Origin of the sequence: Bartonella sp. HY761 (genome assembly GCF_026743145.1) — a bacterium.
GTDB lineage: Bacteria > Pseudomonadota > Alphaproteobacteria > Rhizobiales > Rhizobiaceae > HY038.
In genome coordinates this window covers 1242880-1265751 of the sequence record NZ_CP104887.1, presented here as the reverse complement: position 1 = coordinate 1265751, position 22872 = coordinate 1242880, and the positions used below count along the sequence as shown (strand labels likewise).

At 39.4% G+C, this 22872-nt stretch carries 17 protein-coding genes; 6 read left to right on the top strand and 11 right to left on the bottom strand.

The annotated features are described in order from the left end of the window. Window positions 1–78 precede the first annotated feature (78 nt). Entirely contained in the window at window positions 79–1161 is a 1083-nt protein-coding gene (gene recA, locus N6A79_RS05335) for a recombinase RecA (protein ID WP_182419243.1), read from the top strand. Window positions 1162–2015: 854 nt separating this feature from the next. On the opposite strand, the gene panB is transcribed toward recA, so the two are convergent. Beyond that, the gene (gene panB / locus N6A79_RS05330) at window positions 2016–2825 is read right to left on the bottom strand and encodes a 3-methyl-2-oxobutanoate hydroxymethyltransferase (RefSeq protein WP_268547274.1); all 810 of its coding nucleotides are present in this window, start codon (window positions 2823–2825) and stop codon (window positions 2016–2018) included. A gap of 348 nt (window positions 2826–3173) precedes the next feature. Here panB and N6A79_RS05325 point away from each other — a divergent pair, with 348 nt between their 5' ends. Further along, window positions 3174–4148: an SPFH domain-containing protein gene (locus tag N6A79_RS05325; protein ID WP_182419241.1), complete on the top strand. Its 975-nt coding sequence runs from the start codon at window positions 3174–3176 to the stop codon at window positions 4146–4148. A 374-nt stretch (window positions 4149–4522) separates the two neighbouring features. Then, window positions 4523–4984 carry an NfeD family protein gene (locus N6A79_RS05320; RefSeq protein ID WP_182419240.1) on the top strand — a complete coding sequence of 154 codons (462 nt, stop codon included), beginning with the start codon at window positions 4523–4525 and terminating at the stop codon, window positions 4982–4984. A 133-nt stretch (window positions 4985–5117) separates the two neighbouring features. Here N6A79_RS05320 and hemH read toward each other — a convergent pair whose 3' ends face one another. Continuing rightward, the gene (gene hemH / locus N6A79_RS05315; RefSeq protein WP_268547273.1) at window positions 5118–6131 is read right to left on the bottom strand and encodes a ferrochelatase; all 1014 of its coding nucleotides are present in this window, start codon (window positions 6129–6131) and stop codon (window positions 5118–5120) included. Between the two features lie 194 nt (window positions 6132–6325). Further along, window positions 6326–6703: a hypothetical protein gene (locus N6A79_RS05310; protein WP_268547272.1), complete on the bottom strand. Its 378-nt coding sequence runs from the start codon at window positions 6701–6703 to the stop codon at window positions 6326–6328. A gap of 598 nt (window positions 6704–7301) precedes the next feature. On the opposite strand from N6A79_RS05310, the gene N6A79_RS05305 reads away from it, so the two are divergent. Further along, on the top strand, window positions 7302–8666 hold the full coding sequence (locus N6A79_RS05305) for a sigma-54-dependent transcriptional regulator (protein ID WP_268547271.1): 1365 nt from the start codon (window positions 7302–7304) through the stop codon (window positions 8664–8666). 774 nt (window positions 8667–9440) lie between these two features. Here N6A79_RS05305 and N6A79_RS05300 read toward each other — a convergent pair. The 4 genes from N6A79_RS05300 to N6A79_RS05285 all read right to left on the bottom strand — a co-directional run bounded on the left by N6A79_RS05300 (window position 9441) and on the right by N6A79_RS05285 (window position 14924). Then, complete coding sequence (locus N6A79_RS05300) at window positions 9441–10544, bottom strand: Csu type fimbrial protein (protein ID WP_268547270.1); 1104 nt, start codon at window positions 10542–10544, stop codon at window positions 9441–9443. Window positions 10545–10730: 186 nt separating this feature from the next. After that, window positions 10731–13076 carry a fimbria/pilus outer membrane usher protein gene (locus tag N6A79_RS05295; RefSeq protein ID WP_268547269.1) on the bottom strand — a complete coding sequence of 782 codons (2346 nt, stop codon included), beginning with the start codon at window positions 13074–13076 and terminating at the stop codon, window positions 10731–10733. Window positions 13077–13520: 444 nt separating this feature from the next. After that, complete coding sequence (locus tag N6A79_RS05290; RefSeq protein ID WP_262080220.1) at window positions 13521–14261, bottom strand: fimbrial biogenesis chaperone; 741 nt, start codon at window positions 14259–14261, stop codon at window positions 13521–13523. An 87-nt stretch (window positions 14262–14348) separates the two neighbouring features. After that, window positions 14349–14924 carry a spore coat protein U domain-containing protein gene (locus N6A79_RS05285; protein WP_262080219.1) on the bottom strand — a complete coding sequence of 192 codons (576 nt, stop codon included), beginning with the start codon at window positions 14922–14924 and terminating at the stop codon, window positions 14349–14351. 1424 nt (window positions 14925–16348) lie between these two features. Here N6A79_RS05285 and N6A79_RS05275 point away from each other — a divergent pair. Further along, entirely contained in the window at window positions 16349–16699 is a 351-nt protein-coding gene (locus N6A79_RS05275) for a DMT family protein (RefSeq protein ID WP_182419232.1), read from the top strand. A gap of 72 nt (window positions 16700–16771) precedes the next feature. Then, entirely contained in the window at window positions 16772–17986 is a 1215-nt protein-coding gene (locus tag N6A79_RS05270) for an NADP-dependent isocitrate dehydrogenase (protein WP_182419231.1), read from the top strand. A gap of 351 nt (window positions 17987–18337) precedes the next feature. Here the strand turns inward: N6A79_RS05270 and N6A79_RS05265 are convergent, their stop codons facing one another. The 4 genes from N6A79_RS05265 to N6A79_RS05250 all read right to left on the bottom strand — a co-directional run bounded on the left by N6A79_RS05265 (window position 18338) and on the right by N6A79_RS05250 (window position 22822). Continuing rightward, window positions 18338–18793, bottom strand: a complete 456-nt coding sequence (locus N6A79_RS05265; protein WP_268547268.1) for a type II toxin-antitoxin system RatA family toxin — start codon at window positions 18791–18793, stop codon at window positions 18338–18340. Further along, on the bottom strand, window positions 18793–19755 hold the full coding sequence (lipA, locus tag N6A79_RS05260; protein WP_182419229.1) for a lipoyl synthase: 963 nt from the start codon (window positions 19753–19755) through the stop codon (window positions 18793–18795). The genes N6A79_RS05265 and lipA overlap by 1 nt, the downstream gene beginning before the upstream one ends. 200 nt (window positions 19756–19955) lie before the next feature. Then, on the bottom strand, window positions 19956–21416 hold the full coding sequence (lpdA, locus tag N6A79_RS05255) for a dihydrolipoyl dehydrogenase (RefSeq protein WP_268547267.1): 1461 nt from the start codon (window positions 21414–21416) through the stop codon (window positions 19956–19958). An 80-nt stretch (window positions 21417–21496) separates the two neighbouring features. Then, window positions 21497–22822, bottom strand: coding sequence for a pyruvate dehydrogenase complex dihydrolipoamide acetyltransferase (locus N6A79_RS05250; protein WP_442784276.1), 1326 nt, complete (start codon window positions 22820–22822; stop codon window positions 21497–21499). Window positions 22823–22872: the final 50 nt, after the last annotated feature.

The window sequence follows — 22872 nt, the reverse complement described above, 5'->3', positions numbered from 1 at the left end:
AAAAAGAACAAATCATGTACAAATGATTCATGTGAATAATCAATCCAGGGTTTAAAAATCCTGAAAAGGTGGTGTAAGATGTCTCAGAAAACATTACGACTTGTTGAGGATAATACCGTGGATAAAACAAAAGCATTAGATGCTGCCCTGTCCCAAATTGAGCGAGCATTTGGCAAAGGCTCAATCATGCGTCTTGGGCAAAATGATACAGTTGTAGAAATCGAAACCATTCCCACTGGCTCTTTATCCCTTGATATTGCTCTGGGTGTAGGTGGCTTGCCTAAGGGGCGTATTGTTGAAATTTATGGACCAGAAAGTTCTGGTAAAACTACGATGGCATTGCACACCATAGCCGAAGCCCAAAAGCTAGGCGGCATTTGCGCATTTGTTGATGCAGAACACGCGCTTGATCCAGTTTATGCTCGCAAGCTTGGTGTTGACCTTGAAAATCTTTTGATTTCTCAACCAGACACTGGCGAGCAGGCATTGGAAATTACCGATACTTTGGTGCGCTCTGGTGCTGTTGATGTATTGGTTGTTGATTCTGTTGCCGCTCTAACACCAAAAGCTGAAATAGAAGGCGAAATGGGTGACAGCCTCCCTGGCTTGCAAGCTCGTTTAATGAGCCAGGCATTGCGTAAGTTAACCGCTTCAATTTCACGCTCTAATTGTATGGTTATCTTTATCAATCAGATTCGCCATAAGATTGGCGTTATGTTTGGTTCACCTGAAACAACTACAGGGGGTAATGCACTAAAGTTTTATGCATCTGTTCGTTTGGATATTCGTCGTATTGGCGCATTAAAAGATCGTGATGAAGTTGTAGGCAATCAAACCCGTGTTAAAGTGGTTAAAAACAAATTAGCTCCCCCATTCAAACAAGTTGAGTTTGATATTCTTTACGGTGAAGGTATTTCAAAAGTTGGTGAACTTGTTGATCTTGGCGTCAAAGCTGGTATTGTTGAAAAATCAGGTGCATGGTTTTCCTATAATTCTCAGCGTCTTGGTCAAGGTCGCGAAAATGCCAAACAATTTTTGCGGGAACACCCTGAAGCAGCTCATGAAATTGAAGCCGCATTACGTCAAAATGCGGGACTTATCGCCGAAAAATTCTTAGAAAATACTGGTCCTGAAGCAGATGATGAAAGCGCAGCCGGATAGTATTTAATTGATGTATGATATTAAAGGGAGTTAGTCAGTTCAGCTATCTCCCTTTTTGTTTTTGATAAAGGCTATTTTTCACTTAGGTTATACCTTATGAATATTATGGTTCTATGTTTATGTGGCTGTGTTTCGTTATTTTTTACGCTAAAAACAAGATGTGTCTAACACTAAGGTTGCATATTTCAGAAAATTTTCTCTTAGTAGTTTTAACTAGATTTTTGCATGAGTAACGGAAGAATGGCTATAATATTTTCATTCGCATTTTTCAGTCCAATAGAACGCCTTTTTGGGAATATCTTTTAATTAGTTAAGCAAGAATTTGACGAATTCTTTAATGCCATTAATAAAGACTTGTCTTCATGCCAATTCATATTTCAAATGGTCAATACAAAAATGTCGCCGATTAGAGTCAGCCTAGCTATTATAGGCGTAAAATTAATCTGAACTGGCTATAGAGGTATGATCTACTCGGCCGCCTTTGATCGCTTTTAACGTGGTTTTTGAACAGGTTGACACATTTCTTTTGAACCTATCCATATAATTTACAGATGCTAAATAATAGATTCAGAGCTTCACGAGCTAGCTTTAAAAAACAATAGGATTTAGGTACGATATTGGCATTGCGATGCCGCACTGTTCATTATGCAATTAGGCACTTAATTCAATCAAAGATTAGCAAATATCATCTCAAATTTTCTAATCAGAAATATTACAATTCATTTAAAATTCATTATGCACTTAACATTATAAGCTTTGGAGAAACTGTGTATTTAGCTCCGCACACTCTTCTTTTTAAATGATGTAAAAGGACGTTTGCCCTTTTACACATATGTTTGTCAACCGAGTAAAATCTAGCGGTAAACCTCATCTTCGCTAGGAAAGGTACGATTTTTAACATCTTCAGCATATTGGGCAAAAGCTTTGTCCATCGCATGTTCAAAATGAGCATATTGGCGCACAAATTTAGCTTTATGATTGCTCATACCGAGCATATCTTCCATAACTAATACTTGACCATCACAGGCATTAGATGCGCCAATACCAATTGTTGGAATTGTAACCATCTGGGTTATTTTTTTAGCTAACGGCTCGACCACACCTTCAATAACTACCGCAAAAGCCCCTGCTTCTTCAATGGCCTTTGCATCTTTTTCAATTTCTTGCCAGCTTTCTTCGTTACGCCCTTGCGTCTTAAAGCCGCCAAAGGTGTTAAAAGATTGCGGAGTTAATCCAATATGCCCCATGACAGGAATGCCCCGCTCGGTTAAAAATTTCACGGTTGCAGCCTGTTTCATGCCTCCTTCAAGCTTAACCCCGCCGCAACCTGTTTCTTGGATAATACGCGCCGCATTGCGAAAGGCTTGTTCAGGCGATTCTTCATAAGAGCCGAATGGCATATCAATAATAACCATAGCCCTTTGCGTGCCACGCATGACCGCTTGGCCATGAGTGATCATCATCTCAAGTGTAACGGGAATTGTTGAAGATAAACCATGAACAACCATTCCAACACTATCACCAACCAGCAGAAAATCACAATATTGATCAGCAATCTGTGCCATAAAAACGTGATAGGCCGTCAAGGATACAATCGGTGTTTGTCCCTTTTGTGCTTGAATTTGTGGGGCGGTTTTGCGGCGAATAGTGATGGGGTTGCTCATAATGGAGCCCTTTATACAATAATGACTTAAAATGCGAATTGATATTTATGCCAAACCATATTTTGATCTAATAAGCAAATCAGCCGCGGTAAAAATATGGAGCATTTAAATGGCGGACGTTGCAATTTTAATCACCTCAATTGACATAATTGTAAGTATTAAGAGGGTTTCATAGCCACACAATCACTTTTCAAACAAAAAAATAGTTAATAGAGAGTAAAATGTTTATTTTCTGCTTTTTTATATTGTAAAAATATGAATTTATAAGTGCACTTATAACAATGCACGATAATGATTTTATAAACAGCATTATAAGCATGAACGAATTAACTTAGAAAGAAATGTATTATGGCGTTACAAGGAATGGGCATCGCCCTTATTATCTTAGCTGCCCTTATCATTCTTACCTTATTTAAAGGTATTAAAACGGTACCGCAGGGCTATAATTATACGGTCGAGCGCTTTGGTCGTTACACACGAACAATGGCACCAGGCCTTAATCTCATCGTCCCATTCATCGACAGCGTCGGGGCGAAAATTTCGATCATGGAACAGGTTCTTGATATCCCAACCCAAGAAGTTATCACCAAAGATAATGCATCTGTGTCAGTTGATGCTATTGCCTTTTATCAAGTGCTTAACGCTGCACAAGCTGCCTATCAGGTATCTGATCTTGAATACGCAATCATCAACCTAACCATGACGAATATTCGTACCGTTGTTGGTTCTATGGATCTTGATGAACTCTTGTCTAACCGTAACATCATTAATGACCGCCTACTGCAAGTGGTTGATGTTGCCGCTCATCCATGGGGCCTAAAAATGACGCGTGTGGAAATCAAGGATATCCAACCGCCACGCGATTTGACCGAAGCGATGAATCGCCAAATGAAGGCAGAACGCGATAAGCGTGCACAAGTACTTGAAGCTGAAGGTGACAGAAACGCAAATATTTTGCGCGCAGAAGGCTTGAAGCAAGCGCAAATTTTGGAAGCTGAAGGTAAAAGAGAAGCTGCTTACCGCGAAGCTGAAGCGCGTGAACGTTTGGCTGAAGCGGAAGCAAAGGCAACCGAGGCAGTCTCTCGGGCAATTGCCGAAGGCGATGTACAGGCTATCAATTATTTCGTAGCGCAAAAATATACCGAAGCTTTAGGCAAAATCGGTTCAGCCAATAATAATAAGATTGTGTTAATGCCATTTGAAGCATCATCGCTCATTGGCTCTCTTGGTGGCATTGGTGCCATCGCGAAGGAAGTATTTGGCGGCGATTCAAAACCATCAACCAAACCAGTACAAAGACGCGCTGGCTTTGACAACGAATAAATACTAACTAGTTTTTGATGATTATACTCTGTTGATTTTTATTTTACAATTTGCAGAGTATATAATTTCTTCAATCAAAGGTATTTAACATACGTTTTTTACAAAAATCAGATGTACTTACAAAGACTAAGGTGAGATGTTATATAACCATATTTTCACCTTATTCGCTTTTAAATTGTGAGATATTTTTAGATTATTTCACGGAGTATAAAATTTAACATTTATATTATCTTTAACGCTAATATATATAATTAATTTTGTACTGATATTGCAATTTTTCTTAACACCGCCAATTTAAGATAAAAAGCAATTTACAACGTTATTTTATTTCATCGCCTTTTAGATGTCTTAAAATATGCAAATGGATAGGCTGAATGTTAGATTTTTTTGAAATACTTGGTTATTGGTGCTGGCTTATTGCAGGCTTTATATTGCTAGTCTTAGAGCTGTTTGTTGCTGGTGTCTATCTTATGTGGTTTGGCTTAGCAGCCATTGCAACAGCAATTGTTGTTTGGTTGTTAGAAGGTCATTTTCCAATTTTTGCAATGTGGCAAACACAGCTTTTTATATTCATTATTTTTTCAGTCATCACCGTATTAATCGGTGTCAAGCTTAACCAAAAAAGCAAAATGACTGATGCACCATTTTTAAATAATCGCACTGAAGAATTAATTGGCTACGTCTCCACCCTTGAAGAACCAATCATCAATGGCAAAGGCCGTTTGAGAATCGGCGATTCATTATGGAATATTATTGGGCCTGATCTGCCTCAAGGCACCACTGTGCGAATAAAATCTTATCAAAATGGATTTTTTGAAGTTGAAAGCATTAACTAGATCAAGAGTTGCAATTTAAAACAAACCCCATAACAAAAGTTACGGGGTTTTTAGTTTATAGCGATGAAAAGATAAAACTGCTTTTTTAAATATTTTAGGGGGAGCTACCCCTAAGCTTTGATTTATGTTTTTCCTATTTCACCCAGCCAGATAATTCTTGACGCACGAGTGTTTCAATAATTTTTATACCCAAATCACTCGCATTAAGACATGGAATATGTGAAAAATTAATCCCACCATTTTCATGAAAGCTTTCGGCTGCTTCGTGCCCAATTTCATCAACGGTTTCAAGACAATCAGACACAAAGCCTGGATTAAACACCGCAATGGATTTTATCCCCTTTGTAGGCAATTCATCAATTGTTTTATCACTATAGGGCCGCAACCATTCTTCAGGACCAAAACGTGATTGAAAGGTCATTAGCAGCTTATCTTCCCCTAAGCCCATTTTTTGCCGTAAAGCATTGGTAGTTTTTGCGCAATCTTGCGGATAAATATCACCGCGTTTTGCGTAACTTTGTGGAATACCATGATAGGAAGCGACCAGAACATCTGGTGTAAAATCGAGCGTTGCCAAATGATTATCAATAGATTGTGCTAAAGCATCAATATAAACAGGATGATCAGGGTAAGGCGGCACCGTACGAATAGCTGGCTGCACCCGATGGGTTTTTAAAGCGTCAAAAAACGCATCATTCACCGTTGCCGTGGTTGTTGCGGAATATTGCGGATAAAGCGGAAATAATATAATCTTGTTGCAGCCTTGCTGCAATAATCTGCTTGTCACCTGGTCGATCGATGGTTGTCCGTAACGCATCGCCCAATCGACGGTTATAGTGTCATCATTGTTAAGATCTTGTAATTGCTCTGCCAGTCTTTCTGCTTGCAAGCGCGTATAGTGACGTAATGGCGATTCATTGGTTTCCTTAAACCAAACACGATCATAAGCTGCGCCAGATTTTTTAGGGCGAACGCTTAAAACAATGGCTTGTAAGATCGGCTGCCAAACGAAACTTGGCCATTCAATAACACGTTTATCTGATAAAAATTGCGATAGATATTTACGCATATTCCAATAGTCTGTTCCATTTGGTGTCCCAAGATTAACAAGAAGGACACCAATTTTTGACTTACGCGCTGGCTGCATAATATTGAAACTTTCATTATTTTATAAAACTAGTGAATATTACATTTCTTTAAATAGGTAATTTTTATCAAGTTTTAAGAGATATCTGAAAATTTGTCAAAATTATAAAAGCCTTACATTTAGACACTCCAATGCCTAGCTCAATAGGATAATACGGGTAAAATAAAATGCAATTTGATACCATCTAAGATGGCTTATTGCCTTGTTAAAGTAAAGTGAGAACCAGATTCGGTCGTGCATAACAATCTACTATACCCTGATAAAGCGCAGTTTACGCGTGACACCGTACCACGTACCAACGACCTCATCTCAAGAGAAACTATCTCCGGAGACGTCATTGCATAATTGCCTTCTGATAATTTTTCTTGTGTATCAATCGATCGTGTTTCAAAAATCCCATTACGGAAAGAAGAAAAAGCAACACCTTCTGAATCAATCCATTGTCCTTCAATGCCACGACTAACCTGCGGCTGTACAACAGGGTTTATTGGCCCATTCATATCTGGTGCTATACAACCACTGAGCGCAAAACCAACTATTGCAGTAGAGACAAGGGATATTAAAAACTTCATTTTTTACTCCAAACCCATTTGGGCAATTATAATGGATAAAACAACTATTCCCAATATTGGGCTAAAATAATGGATTGCATTCTTTCATAGGAACATTCTAAACAATGTTTCAACTTTTTGGTGCAATTTTTGTCATATTTTTTTAGAGCGTTTATTTTACTGTTTATCATCGTTATAAAAGTAACAATACATTATTAAATAATTCTGTTTTTTTTCAAAGCAATGGAAACTTTAAATATTTCATTAAAAAAGTGCCAACTGTTGCATTTATTCATCAATAGGAAAGAATATGCGTATCCGATCATAGATTTGAATATTTTAGTTAAACAAAATATATAATCAAGCTATATAATTTTGATAAATTTCATCCATTTGAGGACCATCCCTATCCTCCACTTAAAATTAACGCTTCCAAAACTATGTTATCGGCAGCAGATAATGGATAACCACGATCTCATGCGATGAACAGAAGCGTTTAAGATACGCAATCGCCTCAGTGACGAAATACGTAGTTTAAAATATAAAGAATTGATATGGCTTCACATGCAACTAATTTATCTACAAACCGTTATACTGGTAACTAGGAGTATTAAATATAATGGTTAGTACAATTTTAGTTGCCATGGAAGACTTAGGTCGTAGGCAACGTATTTCCAAGTTGCTGATTAATCAGGGGTACCGCATAATCGAAGCGAGTAGTGGTTATCATACATTAGACTTGCTTCGAAGACGTCCCAATATTATTTTAGCACTATTAGATTTGCAGATGTCCGATATTAATGGATTAGATTTCATTGATACACTAAGGACGGCTGGAATCCGCTCACCGATCATTATTGTGTCCTACAAGGATGAAAGTAGAGACTTAGCACGTGCGATCGAGTCTGGTGCAAATGATTTTATCATTGATCCGTTTTCTGATATACGCCTTATGGTGACGATAAAAAATACTATGCAACGTGCTGCTATAGAGCGCGAGATTAAAAGCATGCACAGATGCTTTGAAGGCAATCTGCACTTTTCGGATCTGGTGGTGAACAGCCTTGCTATGCAGACCACAGTCATGGTGGCAAAAGACATTGTCGAACATGAACACAATGTCATAATAACCGGAGAACAAGGGACAGGCAGAAATAGTATTGCAACTATAATGCATAGGGAAAGCGGGCATGAAAGTGCAACTTTGCGTAATATTCAATGCCGCTACTCTTTAAACCATGAAGAATATGCAGAGGATTGGAAACGCAACGTTGAAAGAGCACTCGATAATTTTTCAAACGGGACACTACTTGTCCTCAACATTGAAAGCCTTACACAAAAGGCGCAAGATTTTCTTTATGATCGGTTAATTAAACTCGGCGTCGAAAATAATCACCATATACGATTGATTGCGACGACAACCCCTGAAATAAATGAAATATTAGCAGAGGGGCAATTTCACAAGAAACTATATAAACTATTCGCGCAAAGACAATTGTCCATACCTCCACTTAGAAATCGGCGAGAAGATATAACCGATATTGCAAAAAACCTTTTAATTCATATTATAACAGAGACAGGCTATTCGCATGTTTCTGGACTATCAAATTCGGCTATCAATTTTCTATCGCAATATGATTGGCCCGATAATATTCTCGAGTTAGATAGAATATTGTTTCGCGCCGTACTTCTAAGCTCTGGGCCCCTTTTATCCATTACTGATTTCCCGCAACTTGTGAAAGGTGAAGTTTCTGAACCCGAAACCAAAGAGCAAACCAAAAGCTCCGGTTCTGATGATTTTTTCTTTGATAAAACTGGTCATATTTGCTCTCTCGATGCACTTGAACGCATAGTAATAAAAACGGCTATGACACGCTATCAAGGACGTATTAGCGAAGTAGCACGCCGTTTAAAAATTGGTAGATCTACTCTCTATCGAAAGTTAGTAGAGCTAGAGATTGATACCGAAAAGAGTTATATGTAGAATTAATACTACCCATTTTAGATGCCTTGCCGCTAAAAAAATCTTGTTCTCAATTACTTGTTTTTAAACATCGAGGGCTAGCACAATTTGAAAGTAGTTTTTAGAGCAGCTTAGGGCAGGATTTTTAAATAGAGGCAACACTTAAACAACTGCTAGATGATCTCAACATCATCCTTAAATCACAATCTTAGGTGTTAGCCCCTATATTTAATCAATCATGGAAGACAAATCGTATCAAACGATTCCCTCAGTAGAAGGTAAACCGCACCACATTGTCCAAAGCGTCTATTAAAGGAACGGTTATAATTGTCCATCAATTCTTTAATTTACCAATGGCTTGACTTTGAGCCTTTTTTTGCCGCATCTGTAACGATGAACGGGGATAATCATGGTATCAACCATCATATATTCATAATCAAGCTCATCTGATGTAGATTCAAATATCGGCTCAAATACATTCTAGCATGACCAACCATCAAAACGCTCAAAGACTGCGTACTAGCTAGCAAAGATTGTAGGCAAATCCCACCTAAGTATGTTGCTACTGCTTTTTATAAGACAGCATCAAAAAATATAAACGGTTGTCATTGCCACTGCGATAGTGATGGCTCTTTTTGGCTAAGTACAGTTACTCGATGAGTAAACATCGTTGATCTGTTAGAACTAGTCAAACTATGATATTCATCCTTAAAAGATGATAGAAACACAGTTTAAATCATTTAGGAATTCTAAATATCAACACAGCTAAGCAATACATTACCACATGAAACGTATCTAATAGACAATTGTTGCAACAACATTATCACGATAATTCCCAACTTCAGGCGAAAAATTTCCTTTTGGATTTATCTTACCATCAATTCTTATTGTCTGTTCAGCCCCGGTCGCGGTCCCCTTATAGGTATCAACACCCTCAGTATTTCCCCAAATCATTTGTGTATTAGGTAAATATAAATCATAGGCAATTGTCTTTGTGTCATCAAAAACAGCTCCCGTTGAAAATTTAGACATGCGACGATCGGTAGTACTTTTGTTTCGCCCACCATCCAACTTTATCTCATAGGATGCATTTAGATTACACACTACCCCCAATTCACCATAAGCAACGATGTTCGCGTTTAATCGCGTATGCATACCAAAGTTAATGTGGCGTTTAATTCTAAATTGACATGACGGTAATACCTGAGCAGTAACACTAATTGTAACGGGTTCCGATATATCGGGAAAATTTGCACATGAAGTTCTTCCACCCACGCTTCCACCACCAGCACCTGAACGCAGCGTAACTTTATATTGATTGGAATACTTTCCGGCAGGTAGATTAGGTTGATTAAAATTAAAAACTGCGAATAAATTAAACCACAAATTAACATTCATAGGCCCTGACGGAGTCCCCGTCCCCCGCCATGGTTCTTGAGTAGATAAGGAAACTCCTGGCACCTGAACGCCGTCACCTACTCTAGCGCCATCGTCTAGATTATTTAAATAATAATTATACATAAGTTTATGTTCTGACGCAGGATTGCCATCAAGATAAAGATACCTAGGATCAGCACTCTGTCCGCTTTCTAGCGATTCAATCCCGACACAAACCGAACCGGAAGCAAACCATGAATTATTAGCCATTTGATAAAAATCACTAGAACAGGTGGGTTTAAGATCACTATCAGCTCTACCCTGTTTAATTAATAAGCCGCTAATATCACCAAAATCAATAACTGAAGATCCATTCAGTTTACACACCATCCTACCAGATTGCCACGCATTTTGCGCATAAGCATCATTATGAATATAGAAAACTAACATAGAAGAAAATAAAGTAGCCACTAAACCATAACAAGAAGCTTTCTTTTTTAGTGTAGCCCCATTTGAATTCATAATTCCAACATTCCTCTCATAATAATCTGTAATCAAATAGAATTGCTAAATTTTAAAATAATATTTGCCGAGTGACGTAACTCATTACAAACCAACCACTATAAGAAATACCAATTTTGTCTCACTTCTTACCAACCATCAATTCCATTTAAATCTATAAACGTTATGTGCTAAACAACATGAAACTTATCTTTGATTTGCGCGCCCCATTGGGCGACAGACAATAGTTTGGCTACCTGACTGCAACCCAGGATTAACTGACGCTTCAATAACAGCTTCACACGTATTGCCATTTTTTTCCAAGACATGAAGTGTTGCGGGTAAGCTAATCTGATTAAGCTGTATAACAGCAAGTCCGTCATAACCGATATCGAAACCAACGTCAGATCCCGCTACTTGCGCATAAGATCCAACCTCAATTGTATTACCATCAGTTCCTTTTAAAGAAACATATAAGTATTGATCACCTGTCGCTCCGCCGAAGTGCACTACAACACCACTTTGCGCTGCTGGACGGACGTCTTCATCAGTTTTATCCACAATAGCATCCGGAGGTAAACTATTCATATCTAGCGAGATATTAGACGTCGTATATGAAAGAAGATCTGGAACTACCAATCTGCCATTGCGCCATGTAGTACCATATTTTTGATTATTAACTTTAACACCAACATCAGGCACACCAACGTTCACAACGGCAAATGAATCTTCAATACGTGTCGTAGGCATTAAAGCACCATCGGCATAGACCACCCCACCAGCCGCACTTGCTGTTGCACGCCAAGTATCTTCATACTGATCAATGGATGCACCTAACAAGGCGACAGACGTACGGTACTGTCCATCGGCTCCACGTTGTGTGCGTTTACCTTCAGTATCACGAATTGCCCAACCATAATCACCAACATTGCCACCTAGGCTTTTAGCCACTTGTGACGTAAAACGAGATCCTTCATGGTCTGTAGTAACATTTGTGGAAGCGCTATATCCTTTATCAAAGGTAAACGAAAGCCCCGCAAAAACGCTATAGGCGTCAGAATCTTTCAGATTAACAAATCCGGTTGCGTAACCATAAATTCCATGCCCAAAACTGCGACTACTGGATACACTTAAATATTTAGAATCCTTTTGATCCCAGTAATCCACCTCAGTATAACTTAGTGTAATCGTAGCAGGATCGAACCGTAGATTGGTACTTAAAGACAACTGATTAACAGCTTTGGCAGGCCTAGCAGAGCTTCGGCTAAGAGCACGATAACTATCATTAGAAAAATCAATATTTTCCCAATCAATATCTTCAGTAATATCGCGATTCTTACGATCGACAATTGAGGCCGTATCATTGTAGTTGCTATAAGTCCTCTGCGTCATAGCATTAAAATAAAAACCCCAACGCTCCAACTGTAAATTTGCATATAGTTGTTGCCCTGTTTCACTCTTATAACTACTAGCACTACCGGCAACAGAAAGACGACCTAGGTCTCCAATAGTGAAAACAGCACCCAAACCGCCATTAAAGAAATCACTACCAGCTTCTGCATGTGCTTCACCAGTCAAGCTATTTGTGAAGCCATAACGAGTAGTACCTGAGACAAAGAAATCACTGGAATAACTACCAGACTTACTACCATAATTAGTACGTGGGACACCTGCCTCAACGGCGAAATCCCATAAACCTTTAGCTAATAAATCACTTGAAGCGTAAAATGAAATTTCTTTTACAGACTCTTGCCCCATGGCATCACGAACGACAAGTCGCGCAGAATTAGCACCAGTAACAACAGGAATATCTGTCAAAGAGAAAGGTCCGGTTGGAACATCTGAAACCGCGCGCTGAGCATTGTTTATATAAAGATCAACAGCTGATGGGACCGCTGCAGATCCGGAAAGCTCAGGCAATGCCATTGTAACAAGATTGTCGCGGAGATCAAAATTTCTACGCAGTTGAACACCGCCTAACCGCGTAGAGCGCGACCATGAAACACTTCTTGTTATCAAATCGCCAACTTGATAAGTCATCATACGCTTTTCATCAGAATACGTCCAATAACTATCAAGGCGAATAGCATCGCTTCTATCACGACCAAAGCCTTGAGATGAATAGCGTAATAATTCAGATGTATAAAATGTACCAAACTTACCCGAGACACGCCCATCTATTGTGGCGGAAACGCCTTGAAAATCCCAAATATTTTTAAAATTTTCATGCCCAGAATCGGCGTAAATATTATAGTTCAAAACAGCTGCCAAATCTGACTGTGGCTTTATTTCACCTTCTGAACCGCCAGAGCGAGCAGCAGCAGCTAATGGATTTAGACTTAAGGCATAAGGAGCCAAGGCATCAGGATCAGTAGTAATAAATGCTAATGTTTCAGTGCGGGGATCAAATGTAAATTGTACATTCTTTAGCGCAGATAAGCTAACCCACCCATCGTTGTTTGTGGCAGATCGTTGAGGCAATATACCGATCCCACGAAGTACATCGGCATTCATAATGAATGAACCGTCGGCTAACTGTCGAACTGCGATCAAATTAGGACGGGTCTCACCATTAACAGTAACGTCAACAAAGGCATCAGCTTGCTGACTAGATAAACCGTCTACAGCAGCGCCGACAGACTCCCCCTCCTGATAACTAAGAGCCTCTAACTCATCAACAGATCCGCTACGGACATTAGTTGCACTGGTATAATTAGAGGAAGCTACTTCATCAGAAGTCATCCACTGCACATCATCATTTATCTGCTGAGCAAAGCCATATGAAGTAAAACACCCCAAAAAGGCACCACTTGCCAATAAAAGAGCCATACGACTAGAACTATAAAGCAGTTTACGTCCCGCCTTTTTGCTATATTCACATTTCATCCTATATGCCCCCAATAGGAATTCAAATTTTAGATATTCCGAAAATGTCATCCGATCCAACTTGCCCCGAACAAATTTGAACGAAATTAAATCAAATAAACATCGCGCTCCTTATTGCAAAGGATACTCAATTTGCCCCACATCAGATGTAAACCTTATTCTATCAGGCTTACCGCCACCCCTAGTGGCAACAAAAAATCGAAAATCAGATCCGGGCAAAGCATATCCGACGAGCTTCGACTTAGCTCCAATCACTTGCCCTCCAGCAAGAAGGAAAACGTCGGCCATACGAATACGATTACTTCCTCTATTGGTTGCAGTGATGTTAAAACCACCAGAAGCCGGTTGAGCAAAAAATGAGATACTAGCTTGAGAAGCAGCTACACCACCCGTACCAGGAGAAAAAAATACGGGTACAACTTGACGTAACACCATACTTACACCAGCAGATGATTCACCGGCATTATTGGTCCGCAAGGCAGAAGGTGGAATCTGATCTACAAAGACCCGATAAGCCTCTTGACCCAATACTGGTCCCTTAGCAACGCGTGACACTCTTACCGTAGCGACGCCACCAGGCTTAACAGAAACAAATGGTGGCGTAATCACAACATCATTTGTTGGCGCATAATAATCTTTACCGCCTTTTTGCTGCCAACGAAAAACACGAACCTGCAGACGAACTGGCATACGACTTGTATTTCGAACCATAATATTATCTGCAACTTTAGGTGGTTTCACATCCAAAACCAAAGGCATAACAGTTAAACTCACACCATTAGCCAGTTCCTGCGATTGCACCGCCCCTGTCGCCAAAGCCAAATAAACTATGATAAAAGCCAATATCCGCATCTATTTATCCACCAAACTTAAAAAGAAATTTAAAATGGGGTAGGAGAACACTCCCACCCCAAAGCTTCCAAATGGAAGCAATATTTATTAGTAGGTAAGAGTTGCAACCAATGCGTCAGTGTAAGTACCAACCGCTGGCTGCGTTTGAGTTGCTGGAATAGCTGGAATACAGATGGCAAAATAATGTGAAGCCGAACCATTCATAGTACCAGTACTATTGTCAATATTGCCAGTAAATGGACGGGTTGCATCCCAACGCTCACCACCACAAGCACGCGATGAAAGGTTAACTGCTTTATAAACATCATAAGCAATTACACCAGTACCACTGCTAAGTTTACGACCTACAGGCAAACCACCAGACGCTGCAGAATTACTACCTTCACTGAGGCTCAAGCTATAATCACCAGCATTAGCCGCGTTGCCACCATTACAATCCACAACAACCTCACGTGTTTCAACTAAATTTGTTGAAATGCGTGAATAAGTGCCGAAATTCACGTTACCTGAATTATTAGGGAAATTTACAGTACAACCAGTAGTAATACTAACTTCAACCTGCAAGTCAGCAGTTGCTGGACTAGTTGACTGAGCCTGAGCCAAGCCCGCACCCATTGCCAAAACACTGACTGTAGCCAAAGTTTTTAAAATAATACGTTTCATTTGATAACTCCTAATTCTAAGCACAGTTTAAGAAATTCTGCACACCCAATGCAGAACTTTAATTTGCCACTGATAAATCACTGGCAAATTAAAAACACTTCACGAAAATCAAAGGATTTTTGTTGAAACAACCCAGACACCCCGAATGGGTTATAATTGAATGTTCAAATGAATTAATATTTACTTGGACAAAACAAATAACAAAAATTTAACTTCAATTATTAATAGAAATAAATAATTTACTTCAACTCAATAAATAAAATCGCCCCCGACTTTAACGCTTAACATTTATCTACCATTCAAAACATCTTAAATCAATATAGTTTTAGTAAAAAAATCATATAATGCACAAATACAACATTTTAAACATTATTAATATTTAAATATCTTAAATATCATATAATAATATTAGTAAATTTTAATTAGATACTTTACAAATTACATAAATATACAATTACACCAATAAAAATACATATAATAATTACAACAAACCTAACAATCTATAAATTTGTAAATACAAATTTTAGAAACAATATATTTATTAAATTGAATAAAAAAATGGAATAACAGAGATAATATTTACTTTTAATTATTCTATCAAACTTAACGATACTTATTTCAATTTCCGGATTACTGGGCAGTTAAAGCGCCACTCACACTTCTTTAAGTAAAGGTATAAATACTCTTTTGGAATACCATTAAAACGACGCATATGTCGTTTGGCTAGGCTTTAGAATAGCTCTACTCCATTGACATGAATGTGCTCATCCACAAAGGTTTTTGCCCGAAGGTTTCAAATGCATGATCCGCTCACGGAGAAATTCAGACACATCAAGATCATCACAGGCTGGAAATTGTTGTATAAACGATGAAATTTGGTTTTATCGATTGCTTAATAATCGATAAAAACGTTTGGCACGGGCATTAGGGAAACGCAAAAGCATTATTTTTTCGATTGCATTTTGACAATTTGAATATGAGTGTTTTACCACAAGATCTATATTCTTGTACCTTTAGCCACACCAACCAAATAACTCTCATCAAGTTCAATTTCACCGCCTATAAGTTAAAACGCTTATTCTTCAAGGCGGGAAGCTATCTCCTCTCACAGCTTGCGAAAATAAGGCGTAGCTGTGTTTCTGTTTACCCTTGTTAAAACTGTTGTAGAACGAGACTTTAATCCTTAAAAGAAATACTTAATGAACTATTCTTTTTACTTAGAAAAGGTAAATTTTACGCAGTGACTTATTCATTGGATACCAATAGCTGCTTTAAACTATCTACACTAGCCCCAATATTTTACATGTATTTTACATCATGGAGGCTGGTGATTATCATAACTTCAAATAGATTTCGAAAAATTGATTTGCAACCATAAGCACATCTGCGATCCTTGGCGCAAAATAAATTAGATCGGAATCACTATGCCAGCATTGCCATATATTGCGCCCATTCTTTTGCTATTAGCTTCAAATGTATTTATGACTTTTGCTTGGTATGGCCATTTAAAATTCCCAAATCGCCCATTAATGCTGATTATATTTATAAGTTGGCTCATCGCATTTTTCGAATATTGCCTTGCAGTTCCCGCAAATCGTATGGGGCATAACGTTTATTCAGCAGCGCAATTAAAAACAATACAAGAAGTCATTACCTTGATTGTATTTGCATTTTTCTCAGTAGCATTTTTAGGTGAAAAACTCACACTTAACCATTTGGTCGGCTTCTCATTCATCTGCCTTGGTGCTTATTTTGTATTCAAAGGTCCGTTATAATACGCTTTGTACTTTTACTAACCATTTTCCAATGCTATAGAAATTAATCACATTAACGAAGAGGAACATTTAATGGCAAAGATCAAAGTTGAAAATCCTGTTGTTGAGCTAGACGGCGATGAAATGACACGGATTATTTGGCAACTCATTAAAGACAAGTTGATTCACCCTTATCTTGATGTTGATTTGAAATATTATGACCTTTCAATTGAAAATCGTGACGCAACCGATGATCAGGTAACAATTGATTCTGCAAATGCTATCAAAAAATATGGCGTTGGCATCAAATGTGCGACTATAACACCGGATGAAGCACGCGTAGAAGAATTTAAGCTAAAGAAAATGTGGAAGTCGCCAAACGGCACTATTCGTAATATTTTAGGTGGCGTAATTTTCCGTGAACCAATTATTTGTGAAAATGTTCCGCGTCTTGTTCCAGGTTGGACTCAACCAATTGTTGTTGGTCGTCATGCATTTGGCGATCAATACCGCGCAACAGATTTCCGTTTCCCTGGTAAAGGAAAGCTAACAATCAAGTTTGTTGGCGAAGATGGTGAAGTTATTGAACATGATGTCTATGATGCACCAAGTTCTGGTGTGGCAATGGCTATGTATAACCTCGATGATTCCATTCGTGACTTTGCCCGTGCATCATTAAATTATGGCTTGCAACGCAATTTCCCTGTCTACCTTTCAACCAAAAACACTATTTTGAAAGCTTATGACGGTCGCTTCAAGGATATATTCCAAGAGGTTTATGATGCAGAATTTAAGGGAGAATTTGAAAAACGCAAATTATGGTATGAGCACCGCCTTATCGATGACATGGTTGCTTCTGCTCTTAAATGGTCTGGTGGCTATGTTTGGGCATGTAAAAACTATGATGGTGATGTGCAGTCTGATATTGTTGCCCAAGGTTTCGGCTCACTTGGACTCATGACTTCAGTTCTCATGACACCCGACGGTAATACAGTTGAAGCGGAAGCGGCTCACGGTACAGTTACCCGCCATTATCGCCAATATCAAAAAGGCGAAGAGACTTCAACAAACTCTATCGCTTCTATTTTTGCGTGGACGCGCGGTCTTGCTCATCGTGCAAAGTTAGACAATAATCAAGCACTTAAAGACTTTGCATTAACTCTTGAAAAAGTTTGCGTTGATACAGTTGAATCAGGTTTCATGACTAAGGATCTTGCTTTATTAGTAGGCCCAGATCAAAAATGGCTATCCACGACAGGCTTCCTCGATAAAGTTGACGAAAATCTGCAAAAAGCAATGAATAAGTAACATTCTTGCTGAATGAATAAAAGCCAGGCAAATTTTGATATTTGCCTGGCTTTTTATTTTATCAAAAAGCCCAATTCTCACATTTTTAATATGAATTAGAATAAAAGAGCCCTAAGTTAGCACATTGATTTAAATAAATTAAAATGAACAATTAAGAATGTTATGCGTTAGCAAACCAAAGGAGTGATACAATAAGCAAAATGATATGATTTAGGTCAAAATATAGTTTTGGATCTAAAGATCCGCGCTACTCTTTTTTGATCTTCACTAGGCTCAGACCCCTATATTAACACCCAAAATATTCCGAGCTTTTATTATATTTCTTGTTAGAATTAGTACCATTATCGGCAATTAAAAGTTGCCATAAATCTCATCGGCGCGTTTTTCAAATGCCGATGTCATTTTTTGAAAAGCCATATCAAAAACCGATCCAACCAAAATTGTTAGCATGCGGTTTTTGAATTCATAATCCATATAAAAATCAACATCGCACCCTTCCCCACTCTCTTGTGGTGAAAAAGTCCACCGATTTTCAAGATGTTTAAAGGGCCCGTCAATATACTTTACATCAATGATACCTTGATTGCGGTCAAGTAAAACTTGGCTAGTAAAAGTCTCACGGATGAGCTTATAACCAGCTGTCATATCGGCAACTAACAATACCTTATCGTCTTTTTCGCGCTTTTGTCTAATAATCAGCGCTTCGCACATCGGTACGAATTCAGGATATTTTTCTACATCAGCAACCAGATCAAACATCTGATCTGGCCTATGTGCGACAATCATTTTAGTTGAGATTCTAGGCATTAGCGTTTGGCTGCAAGTTGAGCAGCTCTGGCTGCTTTTAACATTTCGAAATCATCACCAGCATGGTGTGATGAACGCGTTAATGGGCTTGATGCCATATGCAAAAAGCCTTTGGTTTTACCAATTGTAGCGTAGGACTTAAATTCTTCCGGCGTTATAAACCGAATAACCGGATGATGCTTGCGCGTTGGCTGCAAATATTGGCCGATAGTCATAAAATCAACATCGGCGGAACGTAAATCATCCATCAATTGCAATATTTCATTACGCTCTTCGCCAAAGCCAACCATAATGCCAGACTTGGTAAAGATAGACGGATCAAGCTCTTTTACCTTTTGCAGTAAACGAATAGATTGGAAGTAACGCGCACCAGGGCGCACCTTGAGATATTTCGATGGAACAGTTTCCAAATTATGGTTAAACACGTCAGGCTTGGCAGCTACCACGATTTCTAGTGCGCCATCCTTATGACGAAAATCTGGGGTTAGCACCTCAATGGTGGTTTGTGGATTGGTTGAACGAATTGCAGTAATGACTTTAGCAAAATGCATAGCACCACCATCAGCAAGATCGTCACGATCCACAGAGGTAATCACCACATGCTTTAAACCCATTTGTTGAATTGCATCAGCAACACGTTGCGGCTCACCATCATCAAGCGGCAAAGGAATACCAGTGGTTACATTACAAAATGCACAAGCGCGGGTACAAATTTCCCCCATAATCATGAAACTAGCATGACGTTGATGCCAACACTCACCCATATTAGGGCAACCCGCTTCTTCACAAACGGTAACCAGCTTATTGGTGCGAACGATATCACGAGTTTCTGCATAAATCTTCGAGGTTGGTGCTTTTACCCGAATCCAATCTGGCTTTTTTAAAACCTCATTATCCGGCTTATGCGCTTTTTCAGGATGCCTTGCTCGTTTTTGAGCAACAGTATTGAGCACCGTAACCATTTTTATTCCTCTTCCGGCAATTGCTTGAGCCAATTTACCAAAGCATTATGCGAAATTAAAGCGAATTCATTTTATCACTTTAAATAGATATAATCTCTGTCAACAACAAGTAGTTGTGCATATATCCCACGTTTTATTGAATGCCAAGACCAAAGCAATGTTAATATCACCGCTTTGGTCTTGATATGATCTATATAACTTTAAGCATTTAAAACCATACCGTAAGCGTCCAAAACACTTTCCTTCATTGCTTCAGAAAGGGTTGGATGTGGGAATACCGTATGGATAAGTTCTTCTTCCGTTGTTTCAAGATTCATTGCAATAACAAAACCTTGAACGAGTTCTGTGACTTCTGGCCCCACTAAATGGGCACCCAATAATTCGCCAGTCTTTTTATCAAAAATTGTTTTGACCATGCCTTGATCTTCACCAAGAGCAATGGCTTTACCATTAGCAGAAAAACTAAAGCGCCCAACCCGAATATCTAACCCAGCCGCTTTTGCTTTTGCCTCGGTTAAACCAACCGATGCAACCTGAGGGTTACAATAGGTACAACCAGGGATTTTACCCTTATCAAGCGGATGAACATTTTTGAGACCCGCAATTTTTTCAACGCAGATAACGCCCTCTTCTTCTGCTTTATGGGCAAGCATTGGCGGACCCGCAACATCGCCAATAGCGTAAATACCTTCAATATTAGTGCGGCTCCATTGATCAATAGCAATACAACCACGATCAGTTTTAACACCCACAGTTTCTAAGCCGATATTTTCAATATTGCCTTGTACGCCAACAGCTGAAATTAACCGGTCTGCTGTAATAGTTTCGATTTTACCATTGGCTTCAACATGCGCCGTAATTGAATTTGCGCTTTTATCAACCTTAGTAACTTTAGCCTCAGTAATAATTCGGATACCGCGTTTTTCGAGCTGCTTACGAGCAATGGTTGAAATTTCTTGATCTTCCACGGGCATGATCTGCGGCATTAATTCTACAACGGTAACCTCCGCCCCCATATCACGATAGAAAGATGCAAATTCAATACCAATCGCACCAGATCCCATAACAACGATGGATTTAGGCATGCTACTTGGCACCATTGCTTCAAAATAGGTCCAAATCAATTTGCCATCAGGTTCAATTCCTGGCAATGCACGCGGACGTGCACCCGTTGCCACAATAATATGCTTAGCCTTATAGGTACCCTCACCCAAAATATTTTTAGGCGCAGCATTTTGTGGCTGATGGGCCGGTTTTGAGGGCTTGCCAACAATAATTTCAGCAAGTTCTTGTCCTTTTGCACCTTTGGTAAGCTTAGCCTCACCCCAAATGATGTCGATTTTATTCTTTTTCATCAAGAATCCGACACCAGCAGTTAATCGAGCTGAAACACCGCGGGAACGTTTTACAACGGCATCAATATCAGCACTAATTGTACCATTAAGAGTAAGACCGTAATCTTTAGCGTGCTCGCTTAAATGTTTGACTTCAGCCGAACGCAAAAGTGCCTTGGTTGGAATACAACCCCAATTAAGACAAATTCCACCTAGATGCTCACGCTCAACAATTGCGGTCTTTAAGCCTAATTGCGCAGCGCGGATAGCTGTAACATAACCACCTGGGCCAGAGCCGATAACAATAACATCATAACTTGCTGACACGCTTCTACTCCATCAAAAAAATTAGCCGGAATGCTTTTGATTAAATAAGGCGTGAGTGGAGCCCACTCACGCCTAAGATTTTAAACCAGCATACTCATTGGGTTTTCAATCAACCCTTTAAATGTTTGTGCCAATTGTGCAGCCAAAGCACCATCAACCGCACGGTGATCGGTAGAAATTGTTACCGACATGACACTTGCAATCGCTAAAGCACCATCTTTCACTACCGCACGCTGAATACCTGCGCCAATTGCGAATATGGTTGCTTGTGGCGGGTTAACAATTGCCGAGAATGATTTAACACCAAACATCCCCATATTGGAAACTGAGCTAGAACCACCTTGATATTCTTCTGGTTTTAGCTTGCGTTCACGCGCACGTTTGGCCAAATCTTTCATTTCATTTGAAATGGCAGAAAGAGATTTTTCATCAGCATGACGAACAATCGGCGTAATTAAACCATTGGGTATAGATACGGCTACGCCAATATCGGCATGCTTATGGCGGATCATCCCTGAATCAAGCCATGAAACATTAGCATCAGGCTGCGCCTTTAATGCCATAGCTACAGCCTTAATCACCATATCATTAACTGATAGCTTATAGGCTGGTGCGGTGCCTGCATCATTTTTAACCATTGGCGCAGCACTATTAAGTTCAGCACGTAGCTTTAACAATACATCAAGCTCACAATCAACCGTCACATAAAAATGTGGCACGGTGAGCTTTGATTCAACAAGACGGCGCGCGATTGTCTTACGCATCGTATCATGCGGCACAACCTCATACTCGTCTTCTTTAAATAGCTTAAGCACAGCATCATCTGATGGAGCGCTAATGGTTGGCGCAGCGCTTGCTGACGTTTGTGCAGCAGCATTAGCAGCAGCGTTTGTAGCAACTTTGGCGGTACCTGATTGCAATGCAGCTGCAACATCGCGCTTAATGACACGGCCATGGGGACCAGTACCAACAACGGTTGCAATATCAAGTGCACCATCTTTTGCTAAGCGCCGTGCCAAAGGTGAAGAAAATACCCGATTGCCTTTCGCAGTAATTTCTTGTGTAGCAGAACCTTGTGCGTCTGCAGTCTGCGGTGTTGATTGCTGTATCGGTGCTTGATTATCACTTGCAACAGCCACATCTTTTACCACTTCACTTGATGTAGAAGCATCAGCTGCCTTTGCTGCGGCTGCAACATCTTCACCATCAGCGGCTAAAATAGCAATGACAGAGTTTACTTTTACGCCTGCACTACCAGCTGGCACTAAAATTTTAGCAACCACGCCTTCGTCCACGGCTTCAACTTCCATTGTAGCCTTATCGGTTTCAATCTCGGCGATAACATCACCCGAAGTAACATTATCACCTTCTTTAACCAACCATTTTGATAGGGTACCCTCTTCCATAGTTGGTGAAAGCGCCGGCATTGTAATTTTTATTGGCATATTACAATCTC